The sequence below is a fragment of the Streptomyces xantholiticus genome, from assembly GCF_014651015.1.
Classification (GTDB): Bacteria; Actinomycetota; Actinomycetes; order Streptomycetales; family Streptomycetaceae; genus Streptomyces; species Streptomyces xantholiticus.
In genome coordinates, this window is record NZ_BMWB01000010.1 from 183,106 (window position 1) to 209,984 (window position 26,879).

Consider the following 26,879-nt stretch of genomic DNA (forward strand, 5'->3'; position numbering starts at 1 on the left):
ACCGCCGGCCTGACCGCGTTGCTGCTCCCCCTCGCCGCCATGGTGGGCCTCGCCTCCCCGGCGGAAGCGGCCACCTCCGCGACCGCGACCTACACCAAGACCTCCGACTGGGGCTCCGGCTTCGGCGGCAGCTGGACGGTGAAGAACACCGGCACCACGACCATCAACTCCTGGACCGTCGAGTGGGACTTCCCCTCCGGCACGAAGGTCACCTCCGCCTGGGACGCCACCGTCACCAACTCCGGCGACCACTGGACCGCCAAGAACGTCGGCTGGAACGGCACGCTCGCCCCCGGTGCCTCCGTCTCGTTCGGCTTCAACGGCAGCGGCTCCGGCTCGCCGTCGGGCTGCAGGCTCAACGGCGCCTCCTGCGACGGCGGCAGCGTCCCCGGTGACAACCCGCCGTCCGCTCCCGGCACCCCGACCGCCTCCGGCATCACCGACACCTCGGTGAGACTGAGCTGGAACGCTGCCACCGACGACAAGGGCATCAAGAACTACGACGTCCTGCGCGACGGCGCCAAGGTCGCCACCGTCACCGGCACCACGTACACCAACACGGGCCTGACCTCCGGCACCGACTACTCGTACACGATCCAGGCGCGCGACACCGCCGATCAGACCGGACCGGTCAGCGGCGCGGCCCGTGTCCGCACCACCGGCGCCGACCCGGGCCCCGGCCCCGGCCCGGGCGAGAAGGTCAAGCTCGGCTACTTCACCAACTGGGGCGTGTACGGACGCAACTACCACGTGAAGAACCTGGTGACCTCCGGCTCCGCGCAGAAGATCACGCACATCAACTACGCCTTCGGCAACGTCAGCGGCGGCAAGTGCACCATCGGTGACGCCTATGCCGACTACGACAAGGCGTACACCGCCGACCAGAGCGTCGACGGCGTCGCCGACACCTGGGACCAGCCGCTGCGCGGCAACTTCAACCAGCTGCGCAAGCTGAAGGCCAAGTACCCGCACATCAAGGTGCTGTGGTCGTTCGGCGGCTGGACCTGGTCAGGCGGCTTCGGCCAGGCCGTGCAGAACCCGGCCGCCTTCGCGCAGTCCTGCTACGACCTGGTCGAGGACCCGCGCTGGGCCGATGTCTTCGACGGCATCGACCTCGACTGGGAGTACCCGAACGCCTGCGGTCTGTCCTGCGACACCTCCGGCCCCGCGGCCTTCAAGAACATGATGCAGGCCATGCGGGCCAAGTTCGGCGCGAACAACCTGGTCACCGCGGCCGTCACGGCGGACGCCTCCTCCGGCGGCAAGATCGATGCGGCCGACTACGGCGGCGCCGCGCAGTACATCGACTGGTACAACGTGATGACGTACGACTTCTTCGGCGCCTGGGCCAAGAACGGTCCCACCGCCCCGCACTCCCCGCTCACCTCGTACCCCGGCATCCCCCAGGCCGGCTTCAACTCGGCCGAGGCGATCGCGAAGTTCAAGGCGAAGGGCGTGCCGGCCACGAAGCTGCTGCTGGGCATCGGCTTCTACGGGCGCGGCTGGACCGGTGTGACCCAGTCCGCGCCGGGCGGCACGGCGACCGGACCGGCGACCGGTACGTACGAACAGGGCATCGAGGACTACAAGGTCCTCAAGAGCAGCTGCCCGGCCACCGGGACCGTCGCGGGCACGGCGTACGCGCACTGCGGCACCAACTGGTGGAGCTACGACACCCCGGCGACCGTGAGCTCCAAGATGGGCTGGGCGAACAACCAGGGCCTGGGCGGCGCGTTCTTCTGGGAGTTCAGCGGTGACACGGCGAACGGAGAACTGGTCAGCGCGATCAACAGCGGCCTCGGATAACCCCCGGACCGCACTCGAGTGACAGCGAAGCCCGGGAGCGAATCTCTCCCGGGCTTCGTCATGCCCTCTCAGGCACGCTCGTGCGACATCGGCTCTCCCCCGGACTCCGTCCGGGGGAGGGCCGAGCCCCTTCACGCCACATTGACTCGCTGGCCGGGCGGTGCCGCCTCCAGCCAGGCGAGGAAGCCGGTCAGCGCGTCCTCACTCATCGCCAGTTCCAGACGGGTCCCGCGGTGCAGACAGGCGAGGACGACCGCGTCGGACAGCAGCGCCAGCTCCTCCTCGCCCTCGGGCGTGCGGCGCGCCAGCACCTCGATCGCCGAGCGCTCCAGGACCCGGCGGGGGCGGGGAGCGTACGAGAAGATCCGGAACCACTCGACCCGGTCACCGCTGTAACGGGCCACCCCGTACACCCAGCCCTTGCCGGAGGCGTCCTGGCCCTCCCTGATGTTCCAGCGGAGGCTGCAGTCGAAGGTGCCGCCGGACCGCTGGATCAGTCTCCTGCGCAGCCCGAAGACGAACAGTCCGACCACCACCAGTGCGACCACGCAGCCGCTCACAAGCAGAGCGAGGAACATCTCCACCGACCTCCTCGCATCGTCCCGTAACCGATATCACGTGCACCTGCATCGCCTCAGCCGCGGCACGGCCCGGAGGAGATCCGGGCCGGCCGCGGCTGAGGGACAAACCTATCCGCGCAACGGCGCGACTAGCGCACCGCCACCGCACGCAGACGGACGTCGGCGCGCCGCTCGGCGGCGGCGTCGGTGTCCGACTTCGCGCGCTCCAGCGCACGCTCGGCGCGCTGGACGTCGATCTCGTCCGCCAGCTCGGCGATCTCCGCCAGCAGCGACAGCTTGTTGTCCGCGAAGGAGATGAATCCACCGTGCACCGCGGCGATGACGGTCCCACCCTCGCTCGTACGAATGGTCACCGGGCCCGACTCCAGCACACCGAGCAGCGGCTGGTGACCGGGCATGACGCCGATGTCGCCGGACGTGGTGCGCGCGACGACCAGGGTGGCCTCGCCGGACCAGACACTGCGGTCCGCGGCGACCAGCTCGACGTGCAGCTCAGCAGCCAAGGTTGGCTCCTCGGGTCACCACCCGGCAGTGATGCCGGGTGTTGGGTCATAAGTCTAGTAGGGCCCGGAACGCCGAAGCGTCCCGGCCCGCCCCGGTACGTGACCGGGAGTCCGGGGTGACCCCCCGGGGGGATGCAGCACAAGGCGTGGAGAAGGGGGCGGGACGCACCCGCCCCCTTCAGCGAGTCAGCAGACTCAGGAGACGCCGAGCTCCTTGGCGTTGGCCTTGAGGTCCTCGATGCCACCGCACATGAAGAACGCCTGCTCGGGGAAGTGGTCGTACTCACCGTCGCAGATCGCGTTGAACGCGGCGATCGACTCGTCGAGCGGCACGTCCGAGCCGTCCACGCCGGTGAACTGCTTGGCGACGTGGGTGTTCTGGGACAGGAAGCGCTCCACGCGACGGGCACGGTGGACAACCAGCTTGTCCTCCTCGCCCAGCTCGTCGATACCGAGAATCGCGATGATGTCCTGGAGGTCCTTGTACTTCTGCAGGATCCCCTTGACGCGCGTGGCGGCGTCGTAGTGCTCCTGCGTGATGTAGCGCGGGTCCAGGATCCGGGACGTGGAGTCCAGCGGGTCCACGGCCGGGTAGATGCCCTTCTCGGAGATCGGACGGGAGAGAACCGTCGTCGCGTCGAGGTGGGCGAAGGTGGTGGCCGGGGCCGGGTCGGTCAGGTCGTCCGCGGGGACGTAGATCGCCTGCATCGAGGTGATCGAGTGACCACGCGTCGAGGTGATGCGCTCCTGCAGCAGACCCATCTCGTCGGCCAGGTTCGGCTGGTAACCCACCGCGGACGGCATACGGCCGAGCAGGGTGGACACCTCGGAGCCGGCCTGGGTGTACCGGAAGATGTTGTCGATGAAGAAGAGCACGTCCTGCTTCTGCACATCGCGGAAGTACTCCGCCATGGTCAGACCGGCCAGGGCGACGCGCAGACGGGTGCCCGGGGGCTCGTCCATCTGACCGAAGACCAGCGCGGTCTTGTCGATGACGCCGGACTCGGACATCTCCTCGATGAGGTCGTTGCCCTCACGGGTACGCTCACCGACGCCCGCGAACACCGACACACCGTCGTGGTTGTTGGCGACGCGGTAGATCATCTCCTGGATCAGAACGGTCTTGCCGACACCGGCACCACCGAACAGACCGATCTTTCCACCCTTGACGTACGGGGTGAGAAGGTCGATGACCTTGACGCCGGTCTCGAACATCTCGGTCTTGGACTCGAGCTGGTCGAAGTTCGGGGCCTTGCGGTGGATGGGCCACCGCTCACCGATGTTGGCGTTCTCCTCGGGGACGTTCAGCACCTCACCGAGGGTGTTGAACACCTTGCCCTTGGTGAAGTCGCCGACGGGGACGGTGATGCCGTTGCCCGTGTCGGTCACCGGGGCCTGGCGGACCAGACCGTCGGTGGGCTGCATGGAGATCGCGCGGACCAGGCCGTCACCCAGGTGCTGGGCGACCTCGAGGGTCAGCGTCTTGAGCGCACCCTCCAGGGCCGGGTCGGCGACCTGGACGGTCAGCGCGTTGTAGATCTCCGGCATCGCGTCGACGGGGAACTCCACGTCGACGACCGGGCCGATGACCCGGGCGACGCGGCCCGTGGCAGCGGCCGTCTCAACTGTCGTCGTCATTACTTGTCACTCCCCGCGGTCGCGTCGGCCAGGGCGCTGGCGCCACCGACGATCTCGCTGATTTCCTGGGTGATTTCGGCCTGGCGGGCCGCGTTGGCAAGCCGGGAGAGGCTCTTGATGAGCTCCCCGGCGTTGTCGGTCGCCGACTTCATCGCGCGGCGGGTGGCGGCGTGCTTGGAGGCAGCCGCCTGGAGCAGCGCGTTGTAGATCCGGCTCTCGACGTAGCGCGGCAGCAGGGCGTCGAGGACGTCCTCGGCCGACGGCTCGAAGTCGAACAGCGGAAGGATCTCGCCCTTCGTCGCCGTCTCCTCCTTCGCCTTCTCGAGGCTGAGGGGCAGCAGCCGCTTCTGTACCGGCGTCTGCGTCAGCATCGAGATGAACTCGGTGAAGACGATGTGGAGCTCGTCCACACCACCCTCGGCCGTGTCCTTCTCGATCGCCGCGATCAGCGGGGCCGCGACCATCTTGGCGTCCGCGTACGTCGGGTTGTCGGTGAAGCCCGTCCACGACTCCGTGACCTTGCGCTCACGGAAGCCGTAGTACGACACACCCTTGCGGCCGACGATGTAGGCGTCGACCTCCTTGCCCTCGCCGCGGAGCCGCTCGGTGAGCTGCTCCGCCGCCTTGAGGGCGTTGGCGGAGTAGCCGCCGGCCAGACCACGGTCGCTCGTGATGAGCAGGATCGCGGCGCGGGTCGGCGTCTCCACCTCGGTGGTCAGGGCGTGGTTCGTCGTCGACCCCGTCGCCACCGCGGTCACCGCGCGGGTGAGCTCGGTCGCGTACGGCGTGGAGGCCGCCACCTGGCGCTGCGCCTTGACGATGCGCGAGGCGGCGATCATCTCCATCGCCTTGGTGATCTTCTTGGTCGCGGTGACGGATTTGATGCGACGCTTGTAGACCCGGAGCTGGGCTCCCATGAGTCAGGTCCCTTCCGTCGTCTACTTGGCGGTGCTGACCGGCGCGTCTTCGCCCAGAAGCCTGCCGTCCGAAGTCTCGAACTGCTGCTTGAACGCGGAGATGGCGTCAGCGACGGACTGGAGGGTGTCGTCCGACATCTTGCCGCCCTCGGCGATGCTGGTCAGGAGCTCCTTGCGCTCACGGCGCAGGTGCTCCAGCAGCTCGGCCTCGAAGCGACGGATGTCCGCGACCGGGACGTCGTCCATCTTGCCGGTGGTACCGGCCCAGACGGAGACGACCTGCTCCTCGACGGGCATCGGCTGGTACTGGCCCTGCTTCAGCAGCTCGACCATGCGCTTGCCGCGCTCCATCTGAGCCTTGGAGGCCGCGTCCAGGTCGGAACCGAAGGCGGCGAACGCCTCCAGCTCGCGGTACTGGGCGAGGTCCACGCGCAGTCGGCCGGAGACCTGCTTCATGGCCTTGTGCTGGGCGGAACCACCCACACGGGAGACCGAGATACCGACGTTCAGGGCCGGACGCTGACCGGCGTTGAACAGGTCGGACTCCAGGAAGCACTGGCCGTCGGTGATGGAGATGACGTTGGTCGGGATGAACGCCGACACGTCGTTCGCCTTGGTCTCGACGATCGGCAGACCCGTCATCGAACCGGCGCCCATGTCGTCGGAGAGCTTGGCGCAGCGCTCCAGCAGACGCGAGTGCAGGTAGAAGACGTCACCCGGGTAGGCCTCACGGCCCGGCGGGCGGCGCAGCAGCAGGGACACGGCGCGGTAGGCGTCGGCCTGCTTCGAGAGGTCGTCGAAGATGATGAGGACGTGCTTGCCGTCGTACATCCAGTGCTGGCCGATGGCCGAGCCGGTGTACGGGGCGAGGTACTTGAAGCCGGCCGGGTCGGACGCCGGGGCGGCGACGATCGTCGTGTACTCGAGCGCGCCGGCCTCTTCCAGGGCGCCGCGCACGGACGCGATGGTCGAGCCCTTCTGGCCGATGGCGACGTAGATGCAGCGGACCTGCTTCTTCGGGTCGCCGGAACGCCAGTTGTCGCGCTGGTTGATGATCGTGTCGACGGCCAGGGCGGTCTTGCCGGTCTGGCGGTCACCGATGATCAGCTGACGCTGGCCACGGCCGATCGGCACCATGGCGTCGACGGCCTTGTAGCCGGTCTGCATCGGCTCGTGCACCGACTTACGGGCCATGACGCCCGGGGCCTGCAGTTCAAGGGCACGGCGGCCCTCGGTCGCGATCTCGCCGAGGCCGTCGATCGGGGTGCCGAGCGGGTCGACGACGCGACCCAGGTAGCCCTCGCCGACGCCGACCGAGAGGACCTCACCGGTGCGGGTGACCGGCTGACCCTCCTCGATGCCGTTGAACTCGCCGAGGACGATCGCACCGATCTCGCGCTCCTCGAGGTTGAGGGCGAGACCGAGGGTGCCGTCCTCGAACTTCAGCAGCTCGTTCGCCATGGCCGAGGGAAGACCCTCGACCTTCGCGATACCGTCGCCGGCCAGGCTGACCGTGCCGACCTCCTCGCGCGAGGCCGCGTCCGGCTGGTACGACTGGACAAAGTTCTCCAGCGCATCCCGGATCTCCTCCGGCCGGATCGTGAGCTCCGCCATCTGGGTTCCCTGCTCTCCTTGTTGGGCCCGAAGTTTCTTTGGGGGTCTGGGGGCCGACCCCCAGGAATCTTCTGCAATCTCTGCACGGCCCAACCGGGCCGCTGGTCTTGCTGTTCTGTTGCTGCGCTGTGCGCCGTCAGCCGGCCATGCGGCGGGTCGCCTCTTCGAGACGCTCCGCGACGGTGCCGTTGATGATCTCGTCACCGACCCGCACCGAGATCCCGCCGAGGACCGCGGGGTCCACTTCGAGATTGAGGTGCATCTCACGGCCGTACACCCGTGCCAGCCCCGCTCCGAGACGCTGCTTCTGCGCCTCGGTCAGCGGCACCGCCGAGGTGACGACGGCGACCATCCGGTCCCTGCGCGCCGCGGCGAGCTTGGACAGGGACTCGAGTCCCGCCTCCAGGCTACGTCCCCGCGGATGCGTGACGAGACGGACGACCAGACGCTCGGTGACCGCATCGGCCTTGCCGCCGAGCAGGCTGCCCAGCAGCTCGCCCTTGGCGGACGCCGTGGCCGACCGGTCAGTCAGCGCCGACCGCAGTTCGGTGCTGGACGAAAGGATCCGGCCGAACCGGAACACCTCGTCCTCGACGTTGTCGAGCACACCGGTCTTCTGCGCCGCGGTGAGGTCTGCGGTGTTCGCCAGCTCCTCGAGCGAGTCGACCAGGTCACGCGACTGCGACCAGCGGGAGCGGACCATGCCCTTCAGCAGGTCAACGGTCTCGCCGCCGACCTGACCGCCGAAGACGCGTCCGGCCAGCTCGGCCTTGGCGTCGGCGGCCTGCGCCGGGTCGGTGAGGACCCGACGCAGCGACACCTCACGGTCGAGCAGCGCGGTGACGGCAGCCAGCTCGCCGGCGAGCTTCGCCGCGTCGACCGACGTGTTGTCGGTCAGCGCGTCGAGGGACTCGTGCGCGGCGGCCAGCGCCTCGCGGCTGGCTCCGTTCATCGCGAAACCTCGGCCTTCGCCTCGAGCTCGTCGAGGAAGCGGTCGATGGTGCGGCTCTGGCGGGCGTGGTCCTCGAGGGACTCGCCGACCAGCTTGCCGGCCAGGTCGGTGGCGAGCTTGCCCACGTCCTGACGCAGTGCCGCGGCCGCGGCCTTGCGGTCGGCCTCGATCTGGGCGTGGCCGGCCGCGATGATCTCCTCACGCTGCCGCTGGCCTTCCGCCTTCATCTCCTGGATGATCGCGGTGCCCTGCTCGGTCGCCTCCTGGCGCAGCCGAGCGGCCTCGTGACGGGCCTCGGCGAGCTGCGCCTTGTACTGCTCAAGGACGCTCTCGGCCTCGGTCTTGGCGGCGTCGGCCTTCTCGATACCGCCTTCGATGGCCTCGCGGCGCTCTTCCAGAACCTTGTTGATGTTCGGGAGGAGCTTCTTGGCGAGGAAGCCGAAGACGATGACAAAGGCGATCAGACCGATGACAAGCTCGGGAATCGGCGGGATGAGCGGGTTTTCCGCACCTTCCTGCGCGAGCTGAACCAGGGGGTTCACATCAGTGCCTTTCGTCGGTTCGACTGGTCGCAGTTCGTCTTAGTAGACGAACGGCATGACCAGACCGATGAGGGCGAGGGCCTCACAGAAGGCGAAGCCGAGGATCTGGTTGGCGCGGATCAGACCGGCAGCCTCGGGCTGGCGGGCAAGAGCCTGGGTGCCGTTACCGAAGATGATGCCGACGCCGACGCCGGGGCCGATGGCCGCAAGGCCGTAGCCGACCGAGCTCAGGGAACCTTCGACAGCAGCAAGGGTCTGGGACATGCCAGTTCTTCCTTCTCTTTACGGACCGGCGGGGGTTGGCCACCGGACGATTTGGACAGCGAGGGGGCTCAGTGGTGCTCGGCGAGCGCGCCCTGGATGTAGGTGCAGGTCAGGAGCACGAAGACATAGGCCTGAACTGCCTGGATGAAGAGCTCGAAAGCCGTCATCACGATGACCATGACGAACGAGACACCCGCGTAGGCAATACCGATCCCGTTCAGCAGGTACCAGCTGGCGATCGTGAACAGCAGCAGCAGGGTGTGCCCCGCGAACATGTTCGCGAAGAGTCGCACGGCGTGCGTGAAGGGACGCACCAGGAGGTTCGAGAAGAGCTCGATGAAGGCGGCGAGGTAGGCCACCGGGCCGAGCGACTTGTCGAAGCCCGTGACGTTCTTCCAGAAGCCGACGAATCCATGACGCTTGAAGGTCAGGGAGACCCAGGTGAAGTAGACGAGCAGAGCCAGCACCAGGGGGTACGAGATGATCGACGTCACCGGGAACTGGGCGAGCGGGATGATCGACCAGAGGTTCATCATCCAGACGAAGAAGAACAGCGCGACCACGAACGGGACGTACTTCTCGCCCTCGCGCTTGCCGATCGTCTCGTAGACGACGCCGCGGCGGATGAAGTCGTAGCCGGACTCGGCGACCATCTGCAACTTGCCCGGGACGACCTTCGGGTTGCGGAAAGCAGCCCAGAAGAACCCGACGATGATGATGGAGCCGAGAAGCGCCAGAAGCATCGTCTTGTTGAAGTACAGATTGCTGTCCCCGTTGCCCCAGAGCGGCTCGAACAGGAACGAGTGCAGGCCCGGTGCCGGAAAGCCACAACCGTCGAAGATGTGGCAGTCGGTCTCGAAGGCGAGCACCTGCGTCGGGTCAGCACTCACCGCGGGCTCCTTCAGCGTGGCGCATAGGTACGGCAACCTCGTTGTGTCGGCGCGGCACGCAGCCGCGGGTCGGCACTGGACTGGTGTTTCGAATGGTGGGGCGGCTGTGGGGCATCAAGCCTCGCGAATAAGCAGGCGTCAGCTCAGATGCCCGCGCCCGCGATGCCGCAGTTGGCACCGGACGATAGCAGGATCCCGAACGCGCACTTATACCGGCCCTACCCCTCACGACGACTGCCCCTCGTTTCCGGGCTTGTTGCCGGTAGAGGAGTCGGGTTCGACGTAAAGGATCTTGGCCTTCATATGGGCGCGGGTCTGCGCACCGATCCAGACGAGGGTCAGTGCGACCAGCGTGATGGCGAAGGCCTTGGGGTTGAACAACGTGGTGTTCTTGAACATCGCAACAAAGATGAACAGCAACAGCAACTGCGCCGTATAGAGCATCAGACCCATGGCCTGGAACAGCTGCGGCAGCGACTTCGCCACGCGCTGCAGGACGTACAGCCCGATGCCCATGAAGAGGATCACCACCAGCGTGGCCACGATCGCCCCGATCGCGCCCTTGCCGCCCGCGACCACGGCACTGACGACGGCGGCAATCGCGCCGGCGGCTGCGGTGGGTACGGCGGCATGGATAAGGGTGCGTGCGTCGGTGGACGGCATGGCGGCATCTCCGCTTACTGGTGGGGGCAGGTGTCGTCATGGACGAGCGTAGGCCCGGTCCCGAGATGGGCCTCGGGGGCCAACGAACCGTCGCACTACGGTCCTTCGGCGCTGTCTCCGGGTCTCGTGAACGGTATCACAAACTATTTGATGAGGTCTTTACCCAGTGGTGTGCCAACTCTCACACATGAGAGTGAACGCGCCCGTGTGTGCACGACAACGGTCCGCTATGCGTGGTAATGACCTGTTTATGCTCGGCCACCGAGTCCACTCGGCCGGGCGCCCTCGGTCATTCCACCCGCAAGCGCACCCGTCAGCGGCTGCCGTTGACGGCTCACACAGAGGCGCAGAGCGCGAGGCCCTTCGGCCGGGCGCCCTCAGCTGGGCGGTGCTTCACCCGCGTGTGCCGGCCTTCCGCCGGTCCGGGAAGCGTGAACGGGCGCCGATGGCGGTCGCTCCGTTGACGCCGTTGACGCCCACACGGACGGGCACCCGCTCCGCGTCCTGCTCGTCCATGGTCTGCGGCTGGGAGGCAGCCCCTTGCGCCAGGGCCGGGACCGCCTGCGTCCTGCGCCGACGGCGGCGGTAGCGGGGCGGGACGAAGCTCTCGGCCCAGCCCGGGGCGCGCGGGGTGAAGCGCGGGAGGAGCAGCAGGACCAGGCCGACCGCGCTGAGGCCGACGACCGCCAGCACGATCCAGATCACCGAATGCACCGAGTAGGCCACGACGCCGAAGGCGATCAGCGCCGACCAGAAGTACATGATCAGCACGGCCCGGCTGTGGGAGTGGCCGATCTCGAGAAGCCGGTGGTGGAGGTGGCCGCGGTCCGCGGCGAACGGTGACTGGCCCTTCCAGGTGCGGCGGACGATCGCCAGCAGCAGGTCCGCGATCGGGATGGCGATGATCGTGAGCGGCAACAGGAGCGGGATGAAGACCGGCAGCGCCGCGTGCGTGGCCTCCCGGGCGCCGCCCTCGTAGATCCGCAGGGCGTCCATGTCGACCTGTCCCGTCACCGAGATCGCGGCCGCGGCGAGGACCAGCCCGATGAGCATGGAGCCGGAGTCGCCCATGAAGATCCGCGCGGGGTGCATGTTGTGGGGCAGGAAGCCCAGGCACATGCCCATCAGGATCGCCGTGAACAGGCTGGCGGGCGCAGCCGCCTCGATGCCGTAACTGACCCAGATCCGGTACGCGTAGATGAAGAACGCCGCCGCGGCGATGCACACCATGCCGGCGGCGAGGCCGTCCAGGCCGTCGACGAAGTTGACCGCATTGATGGTGATGACGACCAGGGCGACCGTGAGCAGGGTCCCCTGCCAGCTCGTCAGCGAGACGGTGCCCACTCCGGGCACCGGGATCCACAGGATCGTGAGTCCCTGAACGACCATGACGCCCGCGGCGATCATCTGGCCGCCCAGCTTGATCAGGGCGTCGATCTCGAACTTGTCGTCCAGGACACCGATGATCCAGATCAGGGCGGCGCCGGAGAGCAGCGCCCTCGGTTCGTTGGACAGCTCGAAGACGCTGTTCAGGTTCTCCAGATGGTCGGCCACCAGCAGTCCGGCGCACAGACCGAAGAACATCGCGATACCGCCCAGCCTGGGCGTCGGTTCGCGGTGCACGTCGCGGGCGCGGATCTCCGGCATCGCACCGCTCGCGATGGCGAACTTCCTCACCGGACCGGTGAGGAGATACGTCACCGCGGCCGTGACACATAGCGTCAGCAGGTAATCACGCACGGGCTGCCCCACAGGAATCGCTGGCCATCTCAGCCCCACACCTTAGCTGTGGTGGCCACATGCTTGAGGACATACCTGGGCCCGCGATGGTTGCACGGCGACCGTGGACGTGACAGCACAGCAATGCGGCTACCCCGGAAACGGCGGATGGCCCCCCACGAGTTCCTGCACCTTCTCGCGGAGGTCGCGCGCCGACGCCTCGTCCCGCAGGGCCGCCGTGAACAGGGCCGCGATCCGGCCCATCTCCGGCCTGCCCATGCCCTGGGTGGTGACCGCGGCCGTCCCGAGCCGGATGCCGCGGCCGTCCCCGTACGGGAGCGCACAGGTGTCCAGCACGATGCCCGCCGCGGCGAGCCGGCCGCGGGCCACCCTGCCCTCGACACCCAGCCGTGCCGGGTCCGCGCCGATGATGTGTGTGTCCGTGCCGTCCGTCAGCACGGCGAAGCCCTCCGCGGCGAGCGCCGCCGCGAGCTCCTTCGCATTGGCGACCACCTGGTGCGCGTACGCCGTGAACGCGGGCGTCGCCGCCTCGCCGAACGCCACCGCCTTCGCGGCGATGGTGTGCATCTGCGCGCCGCCCTGCGTGAACGGGAAGACCGCCCGATCGATCCGCTCCGCCAGCTCCGAACCGCACAGGATCATCCCGCCGCGCGGCCCCCTCAGCACCTTGTGCGTGGTGGCACACACCACGTCCGCGTACGGGACCGGGTTCGGCGCCGCGCCGCCGGCGACGAGGCCGATGGGGTGCGCGGCGTCGGCGATCAGATAGGCGCCGACCTCGTCCGCGATGTCGCGGAACTGCTCGTAGTCGAGGTGCCGGGGGTAGGAGATCGATCCGCAGACGATCGCCTTCGGCCGGTGCTGGCGGGCCAGGTGACGCACCTGGTGGTAGTCGATCAGCCCGGACTCCGCGTCCACCCCGTAGCCGACGAAGTCGAACCAGCGGCCGGAGAAGTTTGCGGGAGAGCCGTGGGTGAGGTGTCCGCCGTACGGGAGGCCCATGGCGAGCACGGTGTCGCCGGGGCGCAGCAGGGCGGCGTACGCCGCGAGGACGGCGGAGGAGCCGGAGTGGGGCTGCACGTTCGCGTGCTCGGCGCCGAAGAGCGCGGTGGCGCGCTCGATCGCGATGCGCTCGGCGGCGTCGACCAGTTCGCAGCCGCCGTGGTGGCGGGCGCCGGGGTAGCCCTCGGCGTACTTGTTGGCGAGCGGCGAGCCGAGGGCGGCGAGGACCGCGGGCGAGGTGAAGTTCTCGGCGGCGATGAGCTGCAGCGTGGTGGCCTGGCGCTGCGTCTCGCCGATGAGGATGTCCGCGATCCGGGGGTCCTGACGGCGCAGTGCGTCGAGGCCGGGGGCGGCAGTGCGTTGGGCGGGCGCTTCACGGGTGACGGACATGTCGGCTCCGGTGCTCGGGCCTGTGCGGCCACTCCAATGTAGAACCGGGGCGGGCGGGGCGCGCGGTGTGTGCGGGGACCGGGTCACGGGGCTCGCGGGCCGCTGCACGGGGGCCGTTTGCCCCCCACGCCGTCCCCCTACGCCTGACGGCGCGGCGGTATCCCCAACCCGAACAGGGCTCCGCCCGGACCCGTTTCGGGGGCTCCTCCCCCAACTGGCGGCCTGGCGACCCCCACCCGGACGCCCGCCCCCCAAACGCCGGCGAAGCTGGATTCGCCCGGCGGGCCGTCCGCCGCGGGGCGGCAACTCCAGCGCGTCCGGGGTACCTCGACGCCTGCCAGGTCGTAGGAGGAGAGGGGAGGACGCCGCGCGGAGCGCGGTGTCGGAGGCCCGGGGCGGAGCCCCGTCCCTGGGTGGGGTGCCACCCAGGGACCTGGCGTCAGGAGGAGGGGTGGGAACAAGCGCGCCGCCCGGGGCTCGGGGCTCCCCCGGCAGTGGGGACGGCCCGCCGCAGGCGTCAGCGGGACGGGACGCCCGTGAGAGCGGTGACCACCGGGTCCAGCGCCTGGTGGATCTCGTCGCCGATCGAGCGGAAGAACGTGATCGGCGCCCCGTACGGGTCGAAGACCTCGTCCGCGTCCGGGCTCGGCGCCAGCAGCCACCCGCGTAGCGCGGCCGCCGCACGCACCAGCGCGCGCGCACGTTCGACCACGCCCTCCTCACGGGGGTCGGGCAGGGTCGCCGGGTCTATGGCGCGCACGAGGCGGGTGAACTCCTTGAGCGTGAAGGTCCGCAGGCCGGCCGAGTGGCCCATGGAGATGACCTGCGCCCGGTGGTCACGCGTGGCCGTCAGCACCAGGTCCGCGCGGATGACGTGCTCGTCGAGCAGTTCGCGTCCCACGAAACCGGTCGCGTCCGCGCCGAAGTCCGCGAGGACGATCTCGGCGTTGGCCTCCATCGGGGCGCCCTCATGGCCCCAGGTGCCGGCGCTCTCCACGATCAGGCCGCCGATGGGGGTCCCCCCGGCGTAGCCAGGGGGAGGACCACCGAGGCGGTCGCTCAGGGCATGGCGGGTCAGCCGCTCGGTGATGGGCGAGCGGCAGACGTTGCCGGTGCTGACGTGGAGGATGCGGAAGGTCGAGGCCGTGCTGCCCGTACTGCTGGTCTCCGCTATGCCACGCCCCAGTGGGGCCGTCAATTGGCCACCTCGAGGTCTGGTACCACCTTGCGGAGCTCGTCGGCGGAGAGCGCGCCCTCGCGCAGCAGCACCGGGACCTTGCCCGTGACGTCGACGATCGAGGACGGCACGATGCCCGGCGTCGGACCGCCGTCGAGGTAGACGGAGACGGAGTCGCCGAGCATCTCCTGCGCGGCGTCGCAGTCCTCGGGCGAGGGGTGTCCCGTCAGGTTGGCGCTGGAGACGGCCATCGGGCCGACCTCGGTGAGCAGCTCGATCGCGACGGGGTGCAGCGGCATCCGGATCGCGACGGTGCCGCGGGTGTCGCCGAGGTCCCACTGCAGCGACGGCTGGTGCTTGGTGACCAGCGTCAGCGCGCCGGGCCAGAAGGCGTCGACGAGCTCCCATGCCTGCTCGGAGAAGTCGGTGACGAGCCCGTGCAGGGTGTTCGGGGAGCCGATGAGGACGGGGGTGGGCATGTTGCGGCCGCGCCCCTTGGCGTCGAGCAGGTCCGCGACGGCCTCGGAGGTGAAGGCGTCGGCACCGATCCCGTACACCGTGTCGGTGGGCAGCACGACGAGCTCGCCGCGGCGGACGGCCGATGCGGCCTCGCGCAGGCCGGTGGCGCGATCGGTCGCGTCGTTGCAGTCGTATCGCCGAGCCATCAGCGGGCCTCCTTCGTCCTGAGCACTCGGTCCGTCTCCGAGGCCCTCTCGCATGCGTCGGCACCCGCGCGCCTCTTCGGCTCACTCGTGCCGGTCGGTCGTGACGCCGTCATGGCATCGCCTTGCGGGCGGTGGCGAACCGCGGCCGCTTGTTCAGGTCGGGGTGGTCGGCGGCGTCGGCCCAGCCGGATTCCTCGTTGAAGATCCACGGCACCTGGCCGCCCTGGGTGTCGGCGTGCTCGACGACGACGAGGCCGCCGGGGCGCAGCAGCCGGTGCGCGGTGCGCTCGATGCCGCGGATGGTGTCCAGTCCGTCCTCGCCGGAGAACAGGGCCATCTGCGGGTCGTGGTCGCGCGCCTCGGGCGCGACGTACTCCCATTCGGTGAGCGGGATGTACGGCGGGTTGGAGATGACCAGGTCGACCTGCCCGTCGAGCTCGGGCAGTGCGGTCAGCGCGTCGCCGTGGTGGACGGCGACCCTGGACCCCTCGGCGTTCTTCCGGGTCCACTTCAGGGCGTCCTCGGACAGCTCCACCGCGTGCACCCGCGAGCGCGGGACCTCCTGGGCCATGGCGAGGGCGATGGCGCCGGAACCCGAGCAGAGGTCGACGATGAGCGGCTCGACGACGTCCATGGCGCGTACGGCCTCTATCGCCCAGCCCACCACCGACTCGGTCTCCGGGCGCGGTACGAAGACTCCCGGGCCGACCTGCAGTTCCAGATAGCGGAAGAACGCGCGGCCGGTGATGTGCTGGAGCGGTTCGCGGGCCTCGCGGCGGGCGACGGCCTCCCAGTAGCGGGCGTCGAAGTCCGCGTCCTTGACGTTGTGGAGCTCTCCCCGCTTCACGCCGTGCACGAACGCGGCGAGCTCCTCCGCGTCGAACCGCGGTGACGGCACGCCGGCGTCGGCCAGCCGCTGGGTGGCCTGGGCCACCTCGGCAAGCAGCAGGTTCACGCGCCTACCCTTCCTCTGACGCTCGTGCGGACCGTTGGCAAACCCGTCGCGGTTACTGCGCGGCCGCGAGCTTGGCGGCGGAGTCCGCGTCGACGCACGCCTGGATCACTGCGTCCAGGTCTCCGTCGAGCACCTGGTCCAAGTTGTACGCCTTGAAACCGACCCGGTGGTCCGAGATCCGGTTTTCCGGGAAGTTGTACGTACGGATCTTCTCGGACCGGTCGACCGTTCGTACCTGGCTGCGGCGGGCGTCCGCGGCCTTGCTCTCGGCCTCCTCCTGGGCCGCGGCGAGCAGCCTGGAGCGCAGGATACGCATGGCCTGCTCCTTGTTCTGGAGCTGGCTCTTCTCGTTCTGGCAGGAGGCGACGATGCCGGTCGGCAAGTGCGTGATGCGCACCGCGGAGTCGGTCGTGTTGACGGACTGGCCACCGGGACCGGACGAGCGGTACACGTCGACGCGCAGGTCGTTGGCGTGGATCTCGACGTCGATCTCCTCGGCCTCCGGCGTGACGAGCACACCGGCCGCGGAGGTGTGGATACGGCCCTGGGACTCGGTCGCGGGCACGCGCTGGACGCGGTGCACCCCGCCCTCGTACTTCAGCCGCGCCCAGACGCCCTGCCCGGGCTCCGTGGCGCCCTGGCCGCCCTTGGTCTTGACCGCGACCTGGACGTCCTTGTAGCCGCCGAGCTCGGACTCGGTCGCGTCGATGATCTCGGTCTTCCAGCCGACGCGCTCCGCGTAGCGCAGATACATCCGCAGCAGGTCTCCGGCGAACAGGGCGGACTCGTCGCCGCCCGCGCCGGCCTTGACCTCGAGGATGACGTCCTTGTCGTCGCTGGGGTCACGCGGGACGAGCAGCAGCCGCAGCTTCTCGGTGAGTTCCTCGCGCTGCTTCTCCAGGTCCTTCACCTCCGCGACGAAGTCCGGGTCGTCGGCGGCGAGTTCCCGCGCCGTGACGACGTCGTCACCGGTCTGCTTCCAGGAGCGGTACGTGCCGACGATCGGGGTGAGCTCGGCGTAGCGCTTGTTCAGTTTGCGCGCGTTCGCCTGGTCGGCGTGGACCGAAGGGTCGGCGAGCTTCTTCTCGAGATCGGCGTGTTCGCCGATCAGTTCCTCGACCGCCTCGAACATCGGGGGCTCCTGGTTTCGTACGCGAAGGGTGGCTGCGGTGGCTGCTCGGAGTGCCTGCCAGAACGGACAAAGCGCCGGTCTCGGCCACCCGGGAGGGGGCGGCCGAAGACCGGCGCAGTGGCTCGCTACTTCTTGGCGGAGCCAGCCTTGCCGAAGCGGGCCTCGAAGCGGGCCACACGGCCACCGGTGTCGAGGATCTTCTGCTTGCCCGTGTAGAACGGGTGGCACTCGGAGCAGACCTCGGCACGGACGTTGCCGCTCTGGATCGTGCTACGGGTGGTGAACGACGCACCGCAGGTGCAGCTGACCTGGGTCTCGACGTACTCGGGGTGGATGTCGCGCTTCAAGGTGTCTCCTAGTTTCGGGAGGGCACCGGGTCGCACGGGCGGGATGCTCGATGCGTGAACCGGGGCCGACGTACCAGTCTGCCAGGACCGGCCGTATCTCCCAAAACGGGGGTGGGTGCGGAAGTATTCCTGGCGGCCGGAGCGGGTACTACGGCCTCTCCGCGGCGCCCTGGCCCGTGCCCTGCCCGGAGGCCTGCACGACGGCCGCGGCGTCGCCCTTGTCGCCCGCCGAGTCCGCGGTCGCGGAGGCCGGGATCGGCCTGTCCTGCTTGAGCGCGCTCCACACCTGGAGGGCGCCGGTCTCGACGGGGACGACCCGGTTGGGGTCGTCCGGGTCGTACCGCACCGGCATGGTGATCATGTGGACGTCCGAGGCGCCGAGGGCGCTGAGCCCGCGGGCGAAGCCCATCAGCTCGTTCACCGAGTCCAGCTCCGAGTCGGGCGTGATCGCCTTCGTGGCCGCGTCGGCGAGGTCGAGGAGCTTCTTGGGGTTGCTGAAGACGCCGACGTCCTTGACCTGCTCGATGAACGCCTTCATGAAGGCCTGCTGGAGCTGGATGCGCCCGAGGTCGCTGCCGTCGCCGATGCTCTTGCGGGTGCGTACGAGACCGAGCGCCTGCTCGCCGTCCAGGTTGTGGGTGCCGGGCGGAAGGTCGAGATGGCTCTTGGTGTCGTTGATCGGCCGGGTCGTGGTGATGTCGACGCCGCCGAGTTCGTCGATGAGTTTCTTGAAGCCGGCGAAGTCGACCTCGATGTAGTGGTCCATGCGGATGCCGGACATCGCCTCGACCGTCTTCACGGCGCAGGCGGGTCCGCCGACCTCGTACGCGGTGTTGAACATCGCCCGCTGCTGACCGGGGACGGCGGTGCCCTCACGGTCCGTGCAGGCGGGCCGCTCGACGAGAGTGTCGCGTGGCACCGAGACGACGCTGGCCTTCTTGTGACCCTGGTGGACGTGGACGACCATCGCGGTGTCCGAGCGGGCGGCGCCCTCGTCGGAGCCGTACTCGGAGTTCACGCCGGCACGGGAGTCGGAGCCGAGGACCAGGATGTCCATGGAACCGTTGTCGATGTTCTTCGGGCGGTCCTCGCCGAGGGCCGCCCTGATGTCGACGCCCTGCAGGTTCCCGTTGAGCTTGAACCAGAGCAGCCCGAGCCCGGAGCCGCCGACCACCACCAGGGCCGCCGCGACCCAGGCCACGACCGTCCATGTCCGGCGCGCCTTCGCGGGCGGCTTACGGCGCTTTCCGCGGCTTGGGGGTCCCCCCACGCCCCCTGGGCGTAGGGGGAGTATTCGGCCGCCGCCGCTGCTCTGCTCGCTCATGCTCTCCTCGGCTCTCGATGCTCCCGCCACCCCCTGCCGTGGTGTTCAGGCGCGGTTCGGTCGGTGGTTGTTCAGACGTCGAAGCAGCGAGAAGCGTTGCACGGCCAGGTGAGAACTCCTTGAGAACGCATGGGGCCCACCGCGCGGTGCACGGTGGGCCCCACGGACCGCTCCTCTTGCCGGGATTCCCCTTCTCACCAGCGGTTTCTGCGGGTGGGAGGGGAGGATCCGGGATCCCGCGCCGGGCCTTTCACAGGCCCGGCGGCTGTGGCGAAGCTCTCTCAGTCGTTGCCGTTGCCGGCGGACGGAGTGGTCTTCTGGATCTGCAGCAGGAACTCGCCGTTCGACTTCGTCTGCTTCATCTTGTCGAGCAGCAGCTCGATCGCCTGCTGCTGGTCCAGTGCGTGCAGCACACGGCGCAGCTTCCAGGTGACCGCGAGCTCGTCGCTGCCGAGCAGGATCTCCTCCTTGCGGGTGCCGGACGCGTCGACGTCCACCGCCGGGAAGATGCGCTTGTCGGCGAGCTTCCGGTCGAGCTTGAGCTCCGCGTTGCCGGTGCCCTTGAACTCCTCGAAGATCACCTCGTCCATGCGCGAGCCGGTGTCGACCAGCGCGGTGGCCAGGATGGTCAGCGAGCCGCCGTCCTCGATGTTGCGCGCGGCACCGAAGAAGCGCTTCGGCGGGTAGAGCGCGGTCGAGTCGACACCACCGGACAGGATGCGCCCGGAGGCCGGGGCCGCGAGGTTGTACGCACGGCCGAGGCGGGTGATCGAGTCCAGCAGGACGACCACGTCATGACCCAGCTCGACGAGGCGCTTGGCACGCTCGATGGCCAGCTCGGCGACCGTGGTGTGGTCCTCGGCGGGGCGGTCGAAGGTCGAGGAGATGACCTCGCCCTTCACCGACCGCTGCATGTCGGTGACCTCTTCCGGACGCTCGTCGACGAGGACGACCATCAGGTGGCACTCGGGGTTGTTGTGGGTGATCGCGTTGGCGATCGCCTGCATGATCATGGTCTTGCCGGTCTTCGGCGGGGCCACGATCAGGCCTCGCTGGCCCTTGCCGATCGGCGCCACGAGGTCGATGATCCGGGTCGTCAGCACGCCCGGGTCGGTCTCGAGGCGCAGCCGGTCCTGCGGGTACAGCGGGGTCAGCTTGTTGAACTCGGGGCGGCCGCGGCCCGATTCGGGCGCCATGCCGTTGACCGAGTCGAGGCGGACCAGCGCGTTGAACTTCTCGCGGCGCTCGCCTTCCTTGGGCTGGCGCACGGCGCCGGTGACGTGGTCGCCCTTGCGCAGGCCGTTCTTGCGGACCTGGGCCAGGGAGACGTACACGTCGTTCGGGCCGGGCAGGTAGCCGGAGGTCCGGATGAACGCGTAGTTGTCGAGGATGTCGAGAATGCCCGCGACGGGGATCAGGACGTCGTCCTCGGAGACCTGCGGCTCGCCGCTCGCGAAGTCGTCGCGGCCACGGCGGCCACGGCGGTCGCGGTAGCGGCCGCGGCGTCCGCGCCGGGCGCCGCCGTCCTCGTCGAAGTCGTCCTGCGGACCGGTGTTCTGCTGGCCGCCCTGGCGCTGCTGGCGCTGGCCGCCGCCCTGCTGCTGGTCGTCGCCCTTGCCACGACGGTCACGGTCACGCTGACGCTCGCGGCGCTCGCCCCGCTCGCCGCGCTCGCCGCGGTCCCCACGCTGACCGCGCTCACGGCGGCCTTCGGCGCTGTCCACGGCCGTGTCGGCCTTGGACTCGGGCTGCGCCTCGGTCCTGACGTCCGTCTTCACGTCGACCGCCGTGTCACCGTGGGTCTCGGTGCGCGCCTCCGGGCTGCCTGCCTGGGCGGTGGCACGACGACGGCGGCGCTCACCGGCCGGCTGGTCGTCGCTCGCCGGCTGTCCCGGGATGTCGATCTGCTGCTGCGCGACGGCCTTCTCGGCCTTGTCGGCGGTCTCCGCCTTCTCGGCGGCCGGGGCAGCGGCGTCGTCACCCGTACGGGCCTTGGAGGTGGAGCGGCGCTTCGGCTTTGCCGGGGCCTCGGCGGCGCCCGCCTCGGCGCTCTTCGCCGGGGAGCCCCCCGCGGCCTGCGCCTCCTTGATGACCTCGATCAGCTGGCTCTTGCGCATACGCGCCGTGCCCCTGATGCCGAGGCCGGACGCGACCTGCTGCAGCTCGGCCAGGACCATGCCCTCGAGGCCGGTGCCGGAGCGGCGGCGCCGTGAGGTGGTGCCGGAGGCAGCACCTGCGGCGGGCGCGGCGTTGTCGACGTTGTTGTCGGCACTCACGCCCATCAGATCGGTGGTGTCGCTCACGAAGGGTCCTTCCCTGGAGCGGACGTCGGCCTTCTGGCTCGGCGACCGGTTGTGCTGTCCGGCTGTGGTCCTGGATGTGGACCGTGCCGGGGCGGTGGTCCCGCCGGAAAATTGACGGCGGAGAGATACATGCAGACGTGCAAGGCCCGGCCCGAGGTCCCCCTGCTCGGCCTACTCCTGGAAAAGCGAGAGGTGTCGTGCCGGTTCCGGAGCGTGCTCGAAACTGCTCAGGCAGGCTGCTCAGGCAGTTTGGGAGGCTCCCGGAAGAATGGTGGTCCCGATAGGGGACACAAAGCACCGCGTCGTGTAGACGACGGCTGCTGACTTGAGGTTAACACTACCGGCTCCAACAAACATTCCCCCTCTCTCTCACCGGCAATCGTGTGGCGATCGTGTGGCCCTAGGGTGCAAGCGGCAGAACACTCGCACCGGCGGCGTCGAAGGCGAGCCGGTTGGCCGCCCAGCCCTCGCCCGCCAGCTGTGCGACCTTGTCGGCCGCACTGTCCTCGGCCAGCGCGAGCACCGTGGGGCCCGCGCCGGAGATGACTGCGGGAACGCCGTCGGCGCGCAGTCGGTTCACCAGGTCGACGCTCTGCGGCATCGCCGGGGCCCGGTACTCCTGGTGGAGACGGTCCTCCGTGGCGGGCAGCAGCAGCTCGGGACGCCTGGTCAGGGCCTCGACCAGAAGGGCGGCCCGGCCGGCGTTGGCGGCGGCGTCGACATGCGGGACGGTGCGCGGCAGCAGGCCGCGGGCCGTCTCGGTGAGCACCGGCTTGCTGGGTACGAAAACCACCGGAACGACGGAATCGGCGGGATCCATCCTGATCGCGCGCGCCGCTCCCGATTCGGTCCAGGCAAGGGTGAAACCGCCGAGAAGACACGCCGCGACGTTGTCGGGGTGGCCCTCGATCTCGGTGGCGAGCTCGAGCAGCGCCGCGTCGTCGAGCTTCGCGTCGCCCCCTATCGTCACGGCGCGCGCGGCGACGATGCCGGCGCAGATGGCGGCGGACGACGAGCCGAGCCCACGGCCGTGCGGGATGCGGTTGGCACAGACGACCTCGAGGCCGCGCGGCTGACCTCCGAGCAGGTCGAAGGCCGTGCGGAGGGCCCGTACGAGCAGGTGGTTCTCGTCGCGGGGCAGGGTCGACGCGCCCTCACCGGCGATATCGATGTGCAGACCGGAGTCCGCGACCCGGACGACCACGTCGTCGTACAGACCGAGCGACAGCCCGAGGGCATCGAAGCCCGGACCGAGGTTGGCGCTGGTTGCGGGGACGCGCACCCGGACGGCGGCGGCGCGGAACGCTGGACCGGCCATCGCTCGACGACTCTCCTTGGTTCTGAACTGCGGGATGTACAAGATTGGTTCGAGAGGCAGGAACAACCCGTGGGCCTCGGCGGCGGAAACACCACGACGGCAACGACACCGCGCATATGCGGCCGGGCCGGGTTCGGGTACAGCCTATCGAAGGAAAGTTCACCTGCGACATAGGGCGCACAGGAGGCGCACGATGCGTGTCGCGGGCCTCCTGTGCCCCTACGTGGGGCGTTGTCCGGGTTGCCATACTTTCCAGTAGCAGGCCGGACGGGGACGACCGTTACGCCAGGCCGAGGCGCTCCGCCGACGCCGCCGCGTCGACCGGGACGGTGACCGGCTGGGGCGCTCCGGCGACCGCCCAGTCGGGGTCCTTGAGGCCGTTGCCGGTGACCGTGCACACGATCTTCTGGCCCGGGTCGACCTTGCCCTGCTCGGCGGCCTTCAGCAGACCGGCGACGGACGCGGCCGACGCCGGCTCGACGAAGACACCCTCCTGGGACGCCAACAGACGGTAGGCGCGCAGGATCTCACGGTCCGTCACCTCGTCGATGAAGCCGCCGGACTCCTCACGCGCGGCCAGCGCCTGCGTCCAGGAGGCCGGGTTGCCGATCCGGATCGCGGTGGCGATCGTCGACGGGTCCTTGACGACCTCGCCCCGCACGATCGGCGCCGAACCGGACGCCTGGAAACCCCACATCCGGGGAGTGCGGGAGGACATGCCGTCCGCCGCGTACTCCTTGTACCCCTTCCAGTACGCCGTGATGTTGCCGGCGTTGCCGACGGGCAGCACATGGATGTCGGGGGCGTCGCCGAGTGCGTCGACGATCTCGAAGGACGCGGTCTTCTGGCCCTCGATACGGTACGGGTTGACCGAATTGACCAGCGCCACCGGGTAGTTCTCGGACAGATTGCGGGCCAGGTTGAGGCAGTCGTCGAAGTTGCCGTCGACCTGAAGGATCTTCGAGCCGTAGACCAGCGCCTGGCCCATCTTGCCGAGCGCGATCTTGCCCTGCGGCACGAGGACCGCACAGACCATGCCGGCGCGCACCGCGTACGCGGCGGCGGAGGCGGACGTGTTGCCGGTGGAGGCGCAGATGACGGCCTGCGCGCCCTCCTCCTTCGCCCGCGTGATGGCCATCGTCATTCCGCGGTCCTTGAAGGACCCTGTGGGGTTGGCTCCCTCGACCTTGAGGTGCACTTCGCAGCCCGTGCGCTCGGAGAGGACCTGCGCCGGGACGAGCGGCGTACCACCCTCGCGGAGCGTGACGACCGGCGTCGTGTCCGTGACCGGAAGACGGTCCCGGTACTCCTCGATGATGCCGCGCCACTGGTGGGTGCCGTTGGTGGTCATGGGTCCCTTACTCCCCTTCAACACGCATGATGCTGGCGACACCGCGCACGGTGTCGAGCTTGCGCAGCGCCTCGACGGTCCCGGAGAGGGCGGCGTCGGGCGCGCGGTGGGTGACGACGACGAGAGACGCCTCGCCGTCCTTGCCCTGCTGGCGGACGGTGTCGATCGACACCCCGTGCTCGGCGAAGACCGTCGCGACCTGGGCGAGGACGCCCGGCTTGTCGGCCACGTCGAGACTGATGTGGTACCGCGTCACCACGTCGCCCATGGGGCTCACGGGCAGCTGGGTGTACGCGGACTCTCCGGGCCCGGTGGCCTCGGCGAGCTTGTTGCGGCACACGGCGACGAGGTCGCCGAGCACGGCCGAAGCGGTCGGCGAGCCGCCGGCGCCGGGGCCGTAGAACATCAGCTGGCCGGCGGCCTCGGCCTCGACGAAGACCGCGTTGTACGCCTCTCGGACGGAGGCGAGCGGGTGGCTGAGCGGGATCATCGCGGGGTGCACGCGGGCGGTCACCGACTGGCCGTCCGCCGCCCGCTCGCAGATGGCGAGAAGCTTGACGGTGCAACCCATGCGCTGGGCCGAGGCCATGTCGGCGGCGGTGACCTCGGTCAGGCCCTCGCGGTAGACGTCGTCGAGCCGTACGCGGGTGTGGAAGGCGATCCCGGCGAGGATGGCGGCCTTGGCGGCGGCGTCGAAGCCCTCGACGTCGGCGGTCGGGTCGGCCTCCGCGTATCCGAGGGCGGTGGCCTCGTCAAGGGCCTCCGAGTAGCCGGCGCCGGTCCGCTCCATCTTGTCGAGGATGAAGTTGGTCGTGCCGTTGACAATGCCGAGCACGCGGTTGACCTTGTCGCCGGCGAGGGACTCGCGCAGCGGCCTGATCAGCGGGATCGCACCGGCGACGGCGGCCTCGAAGTACAGGTCGCGGCCGTGCTGCTCGGCCGCGGCGTACAGGGTCGCCCCGTCCTCGGCGAGCAGCGCCTTGTTGGCGGAGACGACGGACGCGCCGTGCTCGAAAGCGGTGGTGATGAGGGCCCGGGCCGGCTCGATACCGCCGATGACCTCGATGACGACGTCGATGTCGCCGCGTTTGACGAGCGCGGTGGCGTCCGTGGTGATCAGCGCCGGGTCGATGCCCTCGCGGACCCTGGAGGGGCGGCGCACGGCGACCCCGGCGAGCTCCACCGGGGCGCCGATCCGTGCTGCGAGGTCGGCAGCGTGCGTCGTCATGATGCGCGCCACCTCTGAGCCGACCACTCCACAGCCCAGCAGCGCCACCTTCAGCGGACGCGTACGCATCATCCGACCTCGCTTCTCATTACTTCTACGGTGTGGACCAGTCTCACTTACCGGACGCAAGTTTCTATACCTCGTCCGCCATACGAGACGTCTATCTCAATTATCCGACGTCGAGACGCAGGAGATCTTCCTCCGTCTCACGCCGGACGATCACCCGCGCCGCACCGTCCGCGACGGCGACGACAGGCGGGCGAAGTGCGTGGTTGTAGTTGCTGGCCATGGAACGGCAGTACGCGCCGGTGGCCGGCACGGCGATCAGATCGCCGGGCGCGACGTCGGCCGGCAGGAACGCGTCCTTGACCACGATGTCGCCACTCTCACAGTGCTTGCCGACGACACGGCTCAGCATCGGGGCGGCTTCACTGGTGCGGGACACCAGGGCGACGCTGTACTCGGCGTCGTACAGCGCGGTGCGAATGTTGTCCGACATGCCGCCGTCGACACTCACATACGTCCGCAGCCCCTCGAGCGGCTTGACGGTACCGACCTCGTAGAGGGTGAAGGCGGTGGGTCCGACGATGGCACGGCCCGGCTCGACGGAGATACGGGGCGTGCGCAGGTTCGCCGACTCGCACTCGCGGGTGACGATCTCGGTCAGCGCCTTGGCGATCTCGTGCGGCTCGCGCGGATCGTCCTCGGAGGTGTACGCGATGCCGAGGCCGCCGCCGAGGTCGATCTCGGGAAGCTCGACGCCGTGCTCGTCCCTGACTTCGGCCAGCAGCTGCACCACACGGCGGGCGGAGACCTCGAAACCGGCCATGTCGAAGATCTGCGAGCCGATGTGGGAGTGGATCCCGATGAGCTCCAGGCCCTCGAGGCGCAGCGCGCGGCGTACGGCCTCCGCCGCCTGGCCGCCGGCCAGCGCAATCCCGAACTTCTGGTCCTCGTGGGCGGTGGCGATGAACTCGTGGGTGTGCGCCTCGACGCCGACGGTCACGCGGATCTGGACCTTCTGGCGCTTGCCCAGCTCCTGCGCGATGTGCGCGACGCGCACGATCTCCTGGAACGAGTCGAGCACGATCCGTCCCACGCCGGCCTCGATCGCGCGGCGGATCTCCCGCTCCGACTTGTTGTTGCCGTGGAAGGCGATGCGCTCGGCGGGCATCCCGGCGTCGAGGGCGGTGGCGAGCTCGCCGCCGGAGCACACGTCGAGGTTGAGCCCCTCCTCCTTCAGCCACCGGACGATCGCCCGGGAGAGGAACGCCTTGCCCGCGTAGAACACGTCCGCGTCCTTGCCGAAGGCGTCCGCCCAGGCGCGGCAGCGGGCGCGGAAGTCGGTCTCGTCGAGGAAGTACGCCGGGGTGCCGAACTCCTCCGCCAGCCTGGTCACTTCGATCCCGCCGACCGTCACGACACCGTCGCTGTTCCGGGTGACGGTGGCGGCCCACACCTTGCCGTCGAGGGCGTTGAGGTCGGTGGGCGGGGCGGTGTAGTGGCCCTCGGGGAGGACATCGGCGTGGCGGGGACCGGCGGGGTGTGCGGATCGGCTCATCGGACTCTGTTCTCTC

24 protein-coding genes are annotated in these 26,879 nt (G+C 69.4%); 1 reads left to right on the top strand and 23 read right to left on the bottom strand.

Annotation, left to right across the window (positions count from 1 at the left end; all coding sequences use genetic code 11):
• Positions 1-39: 39 nt before the first annotated feature.
• Positions 40-1,806, top strand: a complete 1,767-nt coding sequence (locus IE198_RS17700; protein WP_229834054.1) for a glycoside hydrolase family 18 chitinase — start codon at positions 40-42, stop codon at positions 1,804-1,806.
• Between the two features lie 131 nt (positions 1,807-1,937).
• On the opposite strand, the gene IE198_RS17705 is transcribed toward IE198_RS17700, so the two are convergent.
• From IE198_RS17705 to lysA, 23 genes are all read right to left on the bottom strand, one after another.
• Positions 1,938-2,384 (bottom strand): DUF2550 domain-containing protein, encoded by a 447-nt coding sequence (locus IE198_RS17705; protein WP_100109167.1) that lies wholly within the window; start codon positions 2,382-2,384, stop codon positions 1,938-1,940.
• A 131-nt stretch (positions 2,385-2,515) separates the two neighbouring features.
• Complete coding sequence (locus IE198_RS17710; protein WP_100109166.1) at positions 2,516-2,890, bottom strand: F0F1 ATP synthase subunit epsilon; 375 nt, start codon at positions 2,888-2,890, stop codon at positions 2,516-2,518.
• A gap of 195 nt (positions 2,891-3,085) precedes the next feature.
• Entirely contained in the window at positions 3,086-4,528 is a 1,443-nt protein-coding gene (atpD, locus tag IE198_RS17715) for a F0F1 ATP synthase subunit beta (protein WP_189887562.1), read from the bottom strand.
• Positions 4,528-5,445 carry a F0F1 ATP synthase subunit gamma gene (locus tag IE198_RS17720; protein WP_100109164.1) on the bottom strand — a complete coding sequence of 306 codons (918 nt, stop codon included), beginning with the start codon at positions 5,443-5,445 and terminating at the stop codon, positions 4,528-4,530. Before IE198_RS17720 ends, atpD begins: the two co-directional genes overlap by 1 nt.
• A gap of 21 nt (positions 5,446-5,466) precedes the next feature.
• Positions 5,467-7,059 carry a F0F1 ATP synthase subunit alpha gene (gene atpA, locus IE198_RS17725; protein ID WP_189887564.1) on the bottom strand — a complete coding sequence of 531 codons (1,593 nt, stop codon included), beginning with the start codon at positions 7,057-7,059 and terminating at the stop codon, positions 5,467-5,469.
• 136 nt (positions 7,060-7,195) lie between these two features.
• The gene (locus tag IE198_RS17730) at positions 7,196-8,011 is read right to left on the bottom strand and encodes a F0F1 ATP synthase subunit delta (protein ID WP_189887566.1); all 816 of its coding nucleotides are present in this window, start codon (positions 8,009-8,011) and stop codon (positions 7,196-7,198) included.
• Positions 8,008-8,553 carry a F0F1 ATP synthase subunit B gene (locus IE198_RS17735; RefSeq protein ID WP_189887568.1) on the bottom strand — a complete coding sequence of 182 codons (546 nt, stop codon included), beginning with the start codon at positions 8,551-8,553 and terminating at the stop codon, positions 8,008-8,010. Before IE198_RS17735 ends, IE198_RS17730 begins: the two co-directional genes overlap by 4 nt.
• 39 nt (positions 8,554-8,592) lie before the next feature.
• Entirely contained in the window at positions 8,593-8,817 is a 225-nt protein-coding gene (gene atpE / locus IE198_RS17740; protein ID WP_030545783.1) for an ATP synthase F0 subunit C, read from the bottom strand.
• 68 nt (positions 8,818-8,885) lie between these two features.
• Entirely contained in the window at positions 8,886-9,707 is an 822-nt protein-coding gene (atpB, locus tag IE198_RS17745; RefSeq protein WP_189887570.1) for a F0F1 ATP synthase subunit A, read from the bottom strand.
• A 225-nt stretch (positions 9,708-9,932) separates the two neighbouring features.
• Positions 9,933-10,370, bottom strand: a complete 438-nt coding sequence (locus IE198_RS17750; RefSeq protein ID WP_189887571.1) for a Cg1360 family ATP-synthase-associated protein — start codon at positions 10,368-10,370, stop codon at positions 9,933-9,935.
• A gap of 393 nt (positions 10,371-10,763) precedes the next feature.
• Positions 10,764-12,122, bottom strand: coding sequence for an MraY family glycosyltransferase (locus IE198_RS17755; RefSeq protein WP_189887573.1), 1,359 nt, complete (start codon positions 12,120-12,122; stop codon positions 10,764-10,766).
• A 117-nt stretch (positions 12,123-12,239) separates the two neighbouring features.
• Positions 12,240-13,502, bottom strand: a complete 1,263-nt coding sequence (gene glyA, locus IE198_RS17760; RefSeq protein WP_189887576.1) for a serine hydroxymethyltransferase — start codon at positions 13,500-13,502, stop codon at positions 12,240-12,242.
• 517 nt (positions 13,503-14,019) lie between these two features.
• The gene (locus IE198_RS17765; RefSeq protein WP_189887578.1) at positions 14,020-14,700 is read right to left on the bottom strand and encodes an arsenate reductase/protein-tyrosine-phosphatase family protein; all 681 of its coding nucleotides are present in this window, start codon (positions 14,698-14,700) and stop codon (positions 14,020-14,022) included.
• Positions 14,697-15,344, bottom strand: a complete 648-nt coding sequence (locus IE198_RS17770; protein ID WP_100109157.1) for an L-threonylcarbamoyladenylate synthase — start codon at positions 15,342-15,344, stop codon at positions 14,697-14,699. The genes IE198_RS17765 and IE198_RS17770 overlap by 4 nt, the downstream gene beginning before the upstream one ends.
• A 109-nt stretch (positions 15,345-15,453) precedes the next feature.
• On the bottom strand, positions 15,454-16,299 hold the full coding sequence (gene prmC / locus IE198_RS17775) for a peptide chain release factor N(5)-glutamine methyltransferase (protein WP_189887580.1): 846 nt from the start codon (positions 16,297-16,299) through the stop codon (positions 15,454-15,456).
• Positions 16,300-16,351: 52 nt separating this feature from the next.
• Positions 16,352-17,431, bottom strand: a complete 1,080-nt coding sequence (prfA, locus tag IE198_RS17780) for a peptide chain release factor 1 (RefSeq protein WP_189887582.1) — start codon at positions 17,429-17,431, stop codon at positions 16,352-16,354.
• A 125-nt stretch (positions 17,432-17,556) separates the two neighbouring features.
• The gene (gene rpmE / locus IE198_RS17785; RefSeq protein WP_189887584.1) at positions 17,557-17,778 is read right to left on the bottom strand and encodes a 50S ribosomal protein L31; all 222 of its coding nucleotides are present in this window, start codon (positions 17,776-17,778) and stop codon (positions 17,557-17,559) included.
• A gap of 148 nt (positions 17,779-17,926) precedes the next feature.
• Positions 17,927-19,102, bottom strand: coding sequence for an LCP family protein (locus IE198_RS17790; RefSeq protein ID WP_189887586.1), 1,176 nt, complete (start codon positions 19,100-19,102; stop codon positions 17,927-17,929).
• A 281-nt stretch (positions 19,103-19,383) separates the two neighbouring features.
• Positions 19,384-21,405 carry a transcription termination factor Rho gene (rho, locus tag IE198_RS17795; protein WP_189887587.1) on the bottom strand — a complete coding sequence of 674 codons (2,022 nt, stop codon included), beginning with the start codon at positions 21,403-21,405 and terminating at the stop codon, positions 19,384-19,386.
• A 400-nt stretch (positions 21,406-21,805) separates the two neighbouring features.
• Positions 21,806-22,723: a homoserine kinase gene (gene thrB, locus IE198_RS17800; RefSeq protein ID WP_189887590.1), complete on the bottom strand. Its 918-nt coding sequence runs from the start codon at positions 22,721-22,723 to the stop codon at positions 21,806-21,808.
• A 280-nt stretch (positions 22,724-23,003) separates the two neighbouring features.
• Positions 23,004-24,074: a threonine synthase gene (thrC, locus tag IE198_RS17805; RefSeq protein WP_189887592.1), complete on the bottom strand. Its 1,071-nt coding sequence runs from the start codon at positions 24,072-24,074 to the stop codon at positions 23,004-23,006.
• A gap of 7 nt (positions 24,075-24,081) precedes the next feature.
• The gene (locus IE198_RS17810; RefSeq protein WP_189887640.1) at positions 24,082-25,371 is read right to left on the bottom strand and encodes a homoserine dehydrogenase; all 1,290 of its coding nucleotides are present in this window, start codon (positions 25,369-25,371) and stop codon (positions 24,082-24,084) included.
• A 100-nt stretch (positions 25,372-25,471) separates the two neighbouring features.
• Positions 25,472-26,863 (bottom strand): diaminopimelate decarboxylase, encoded by a 1,392-nt coding sequence (lysA, locus tag IE198_RS17815; RefSeq protein WP_189887594.1) that lies wholly within the window; start codon positions 26,861-26,863, stop codon positions 25,472-25,474.
• Positions 26,864-26,879: the final 16 nt, after the last annotated feature.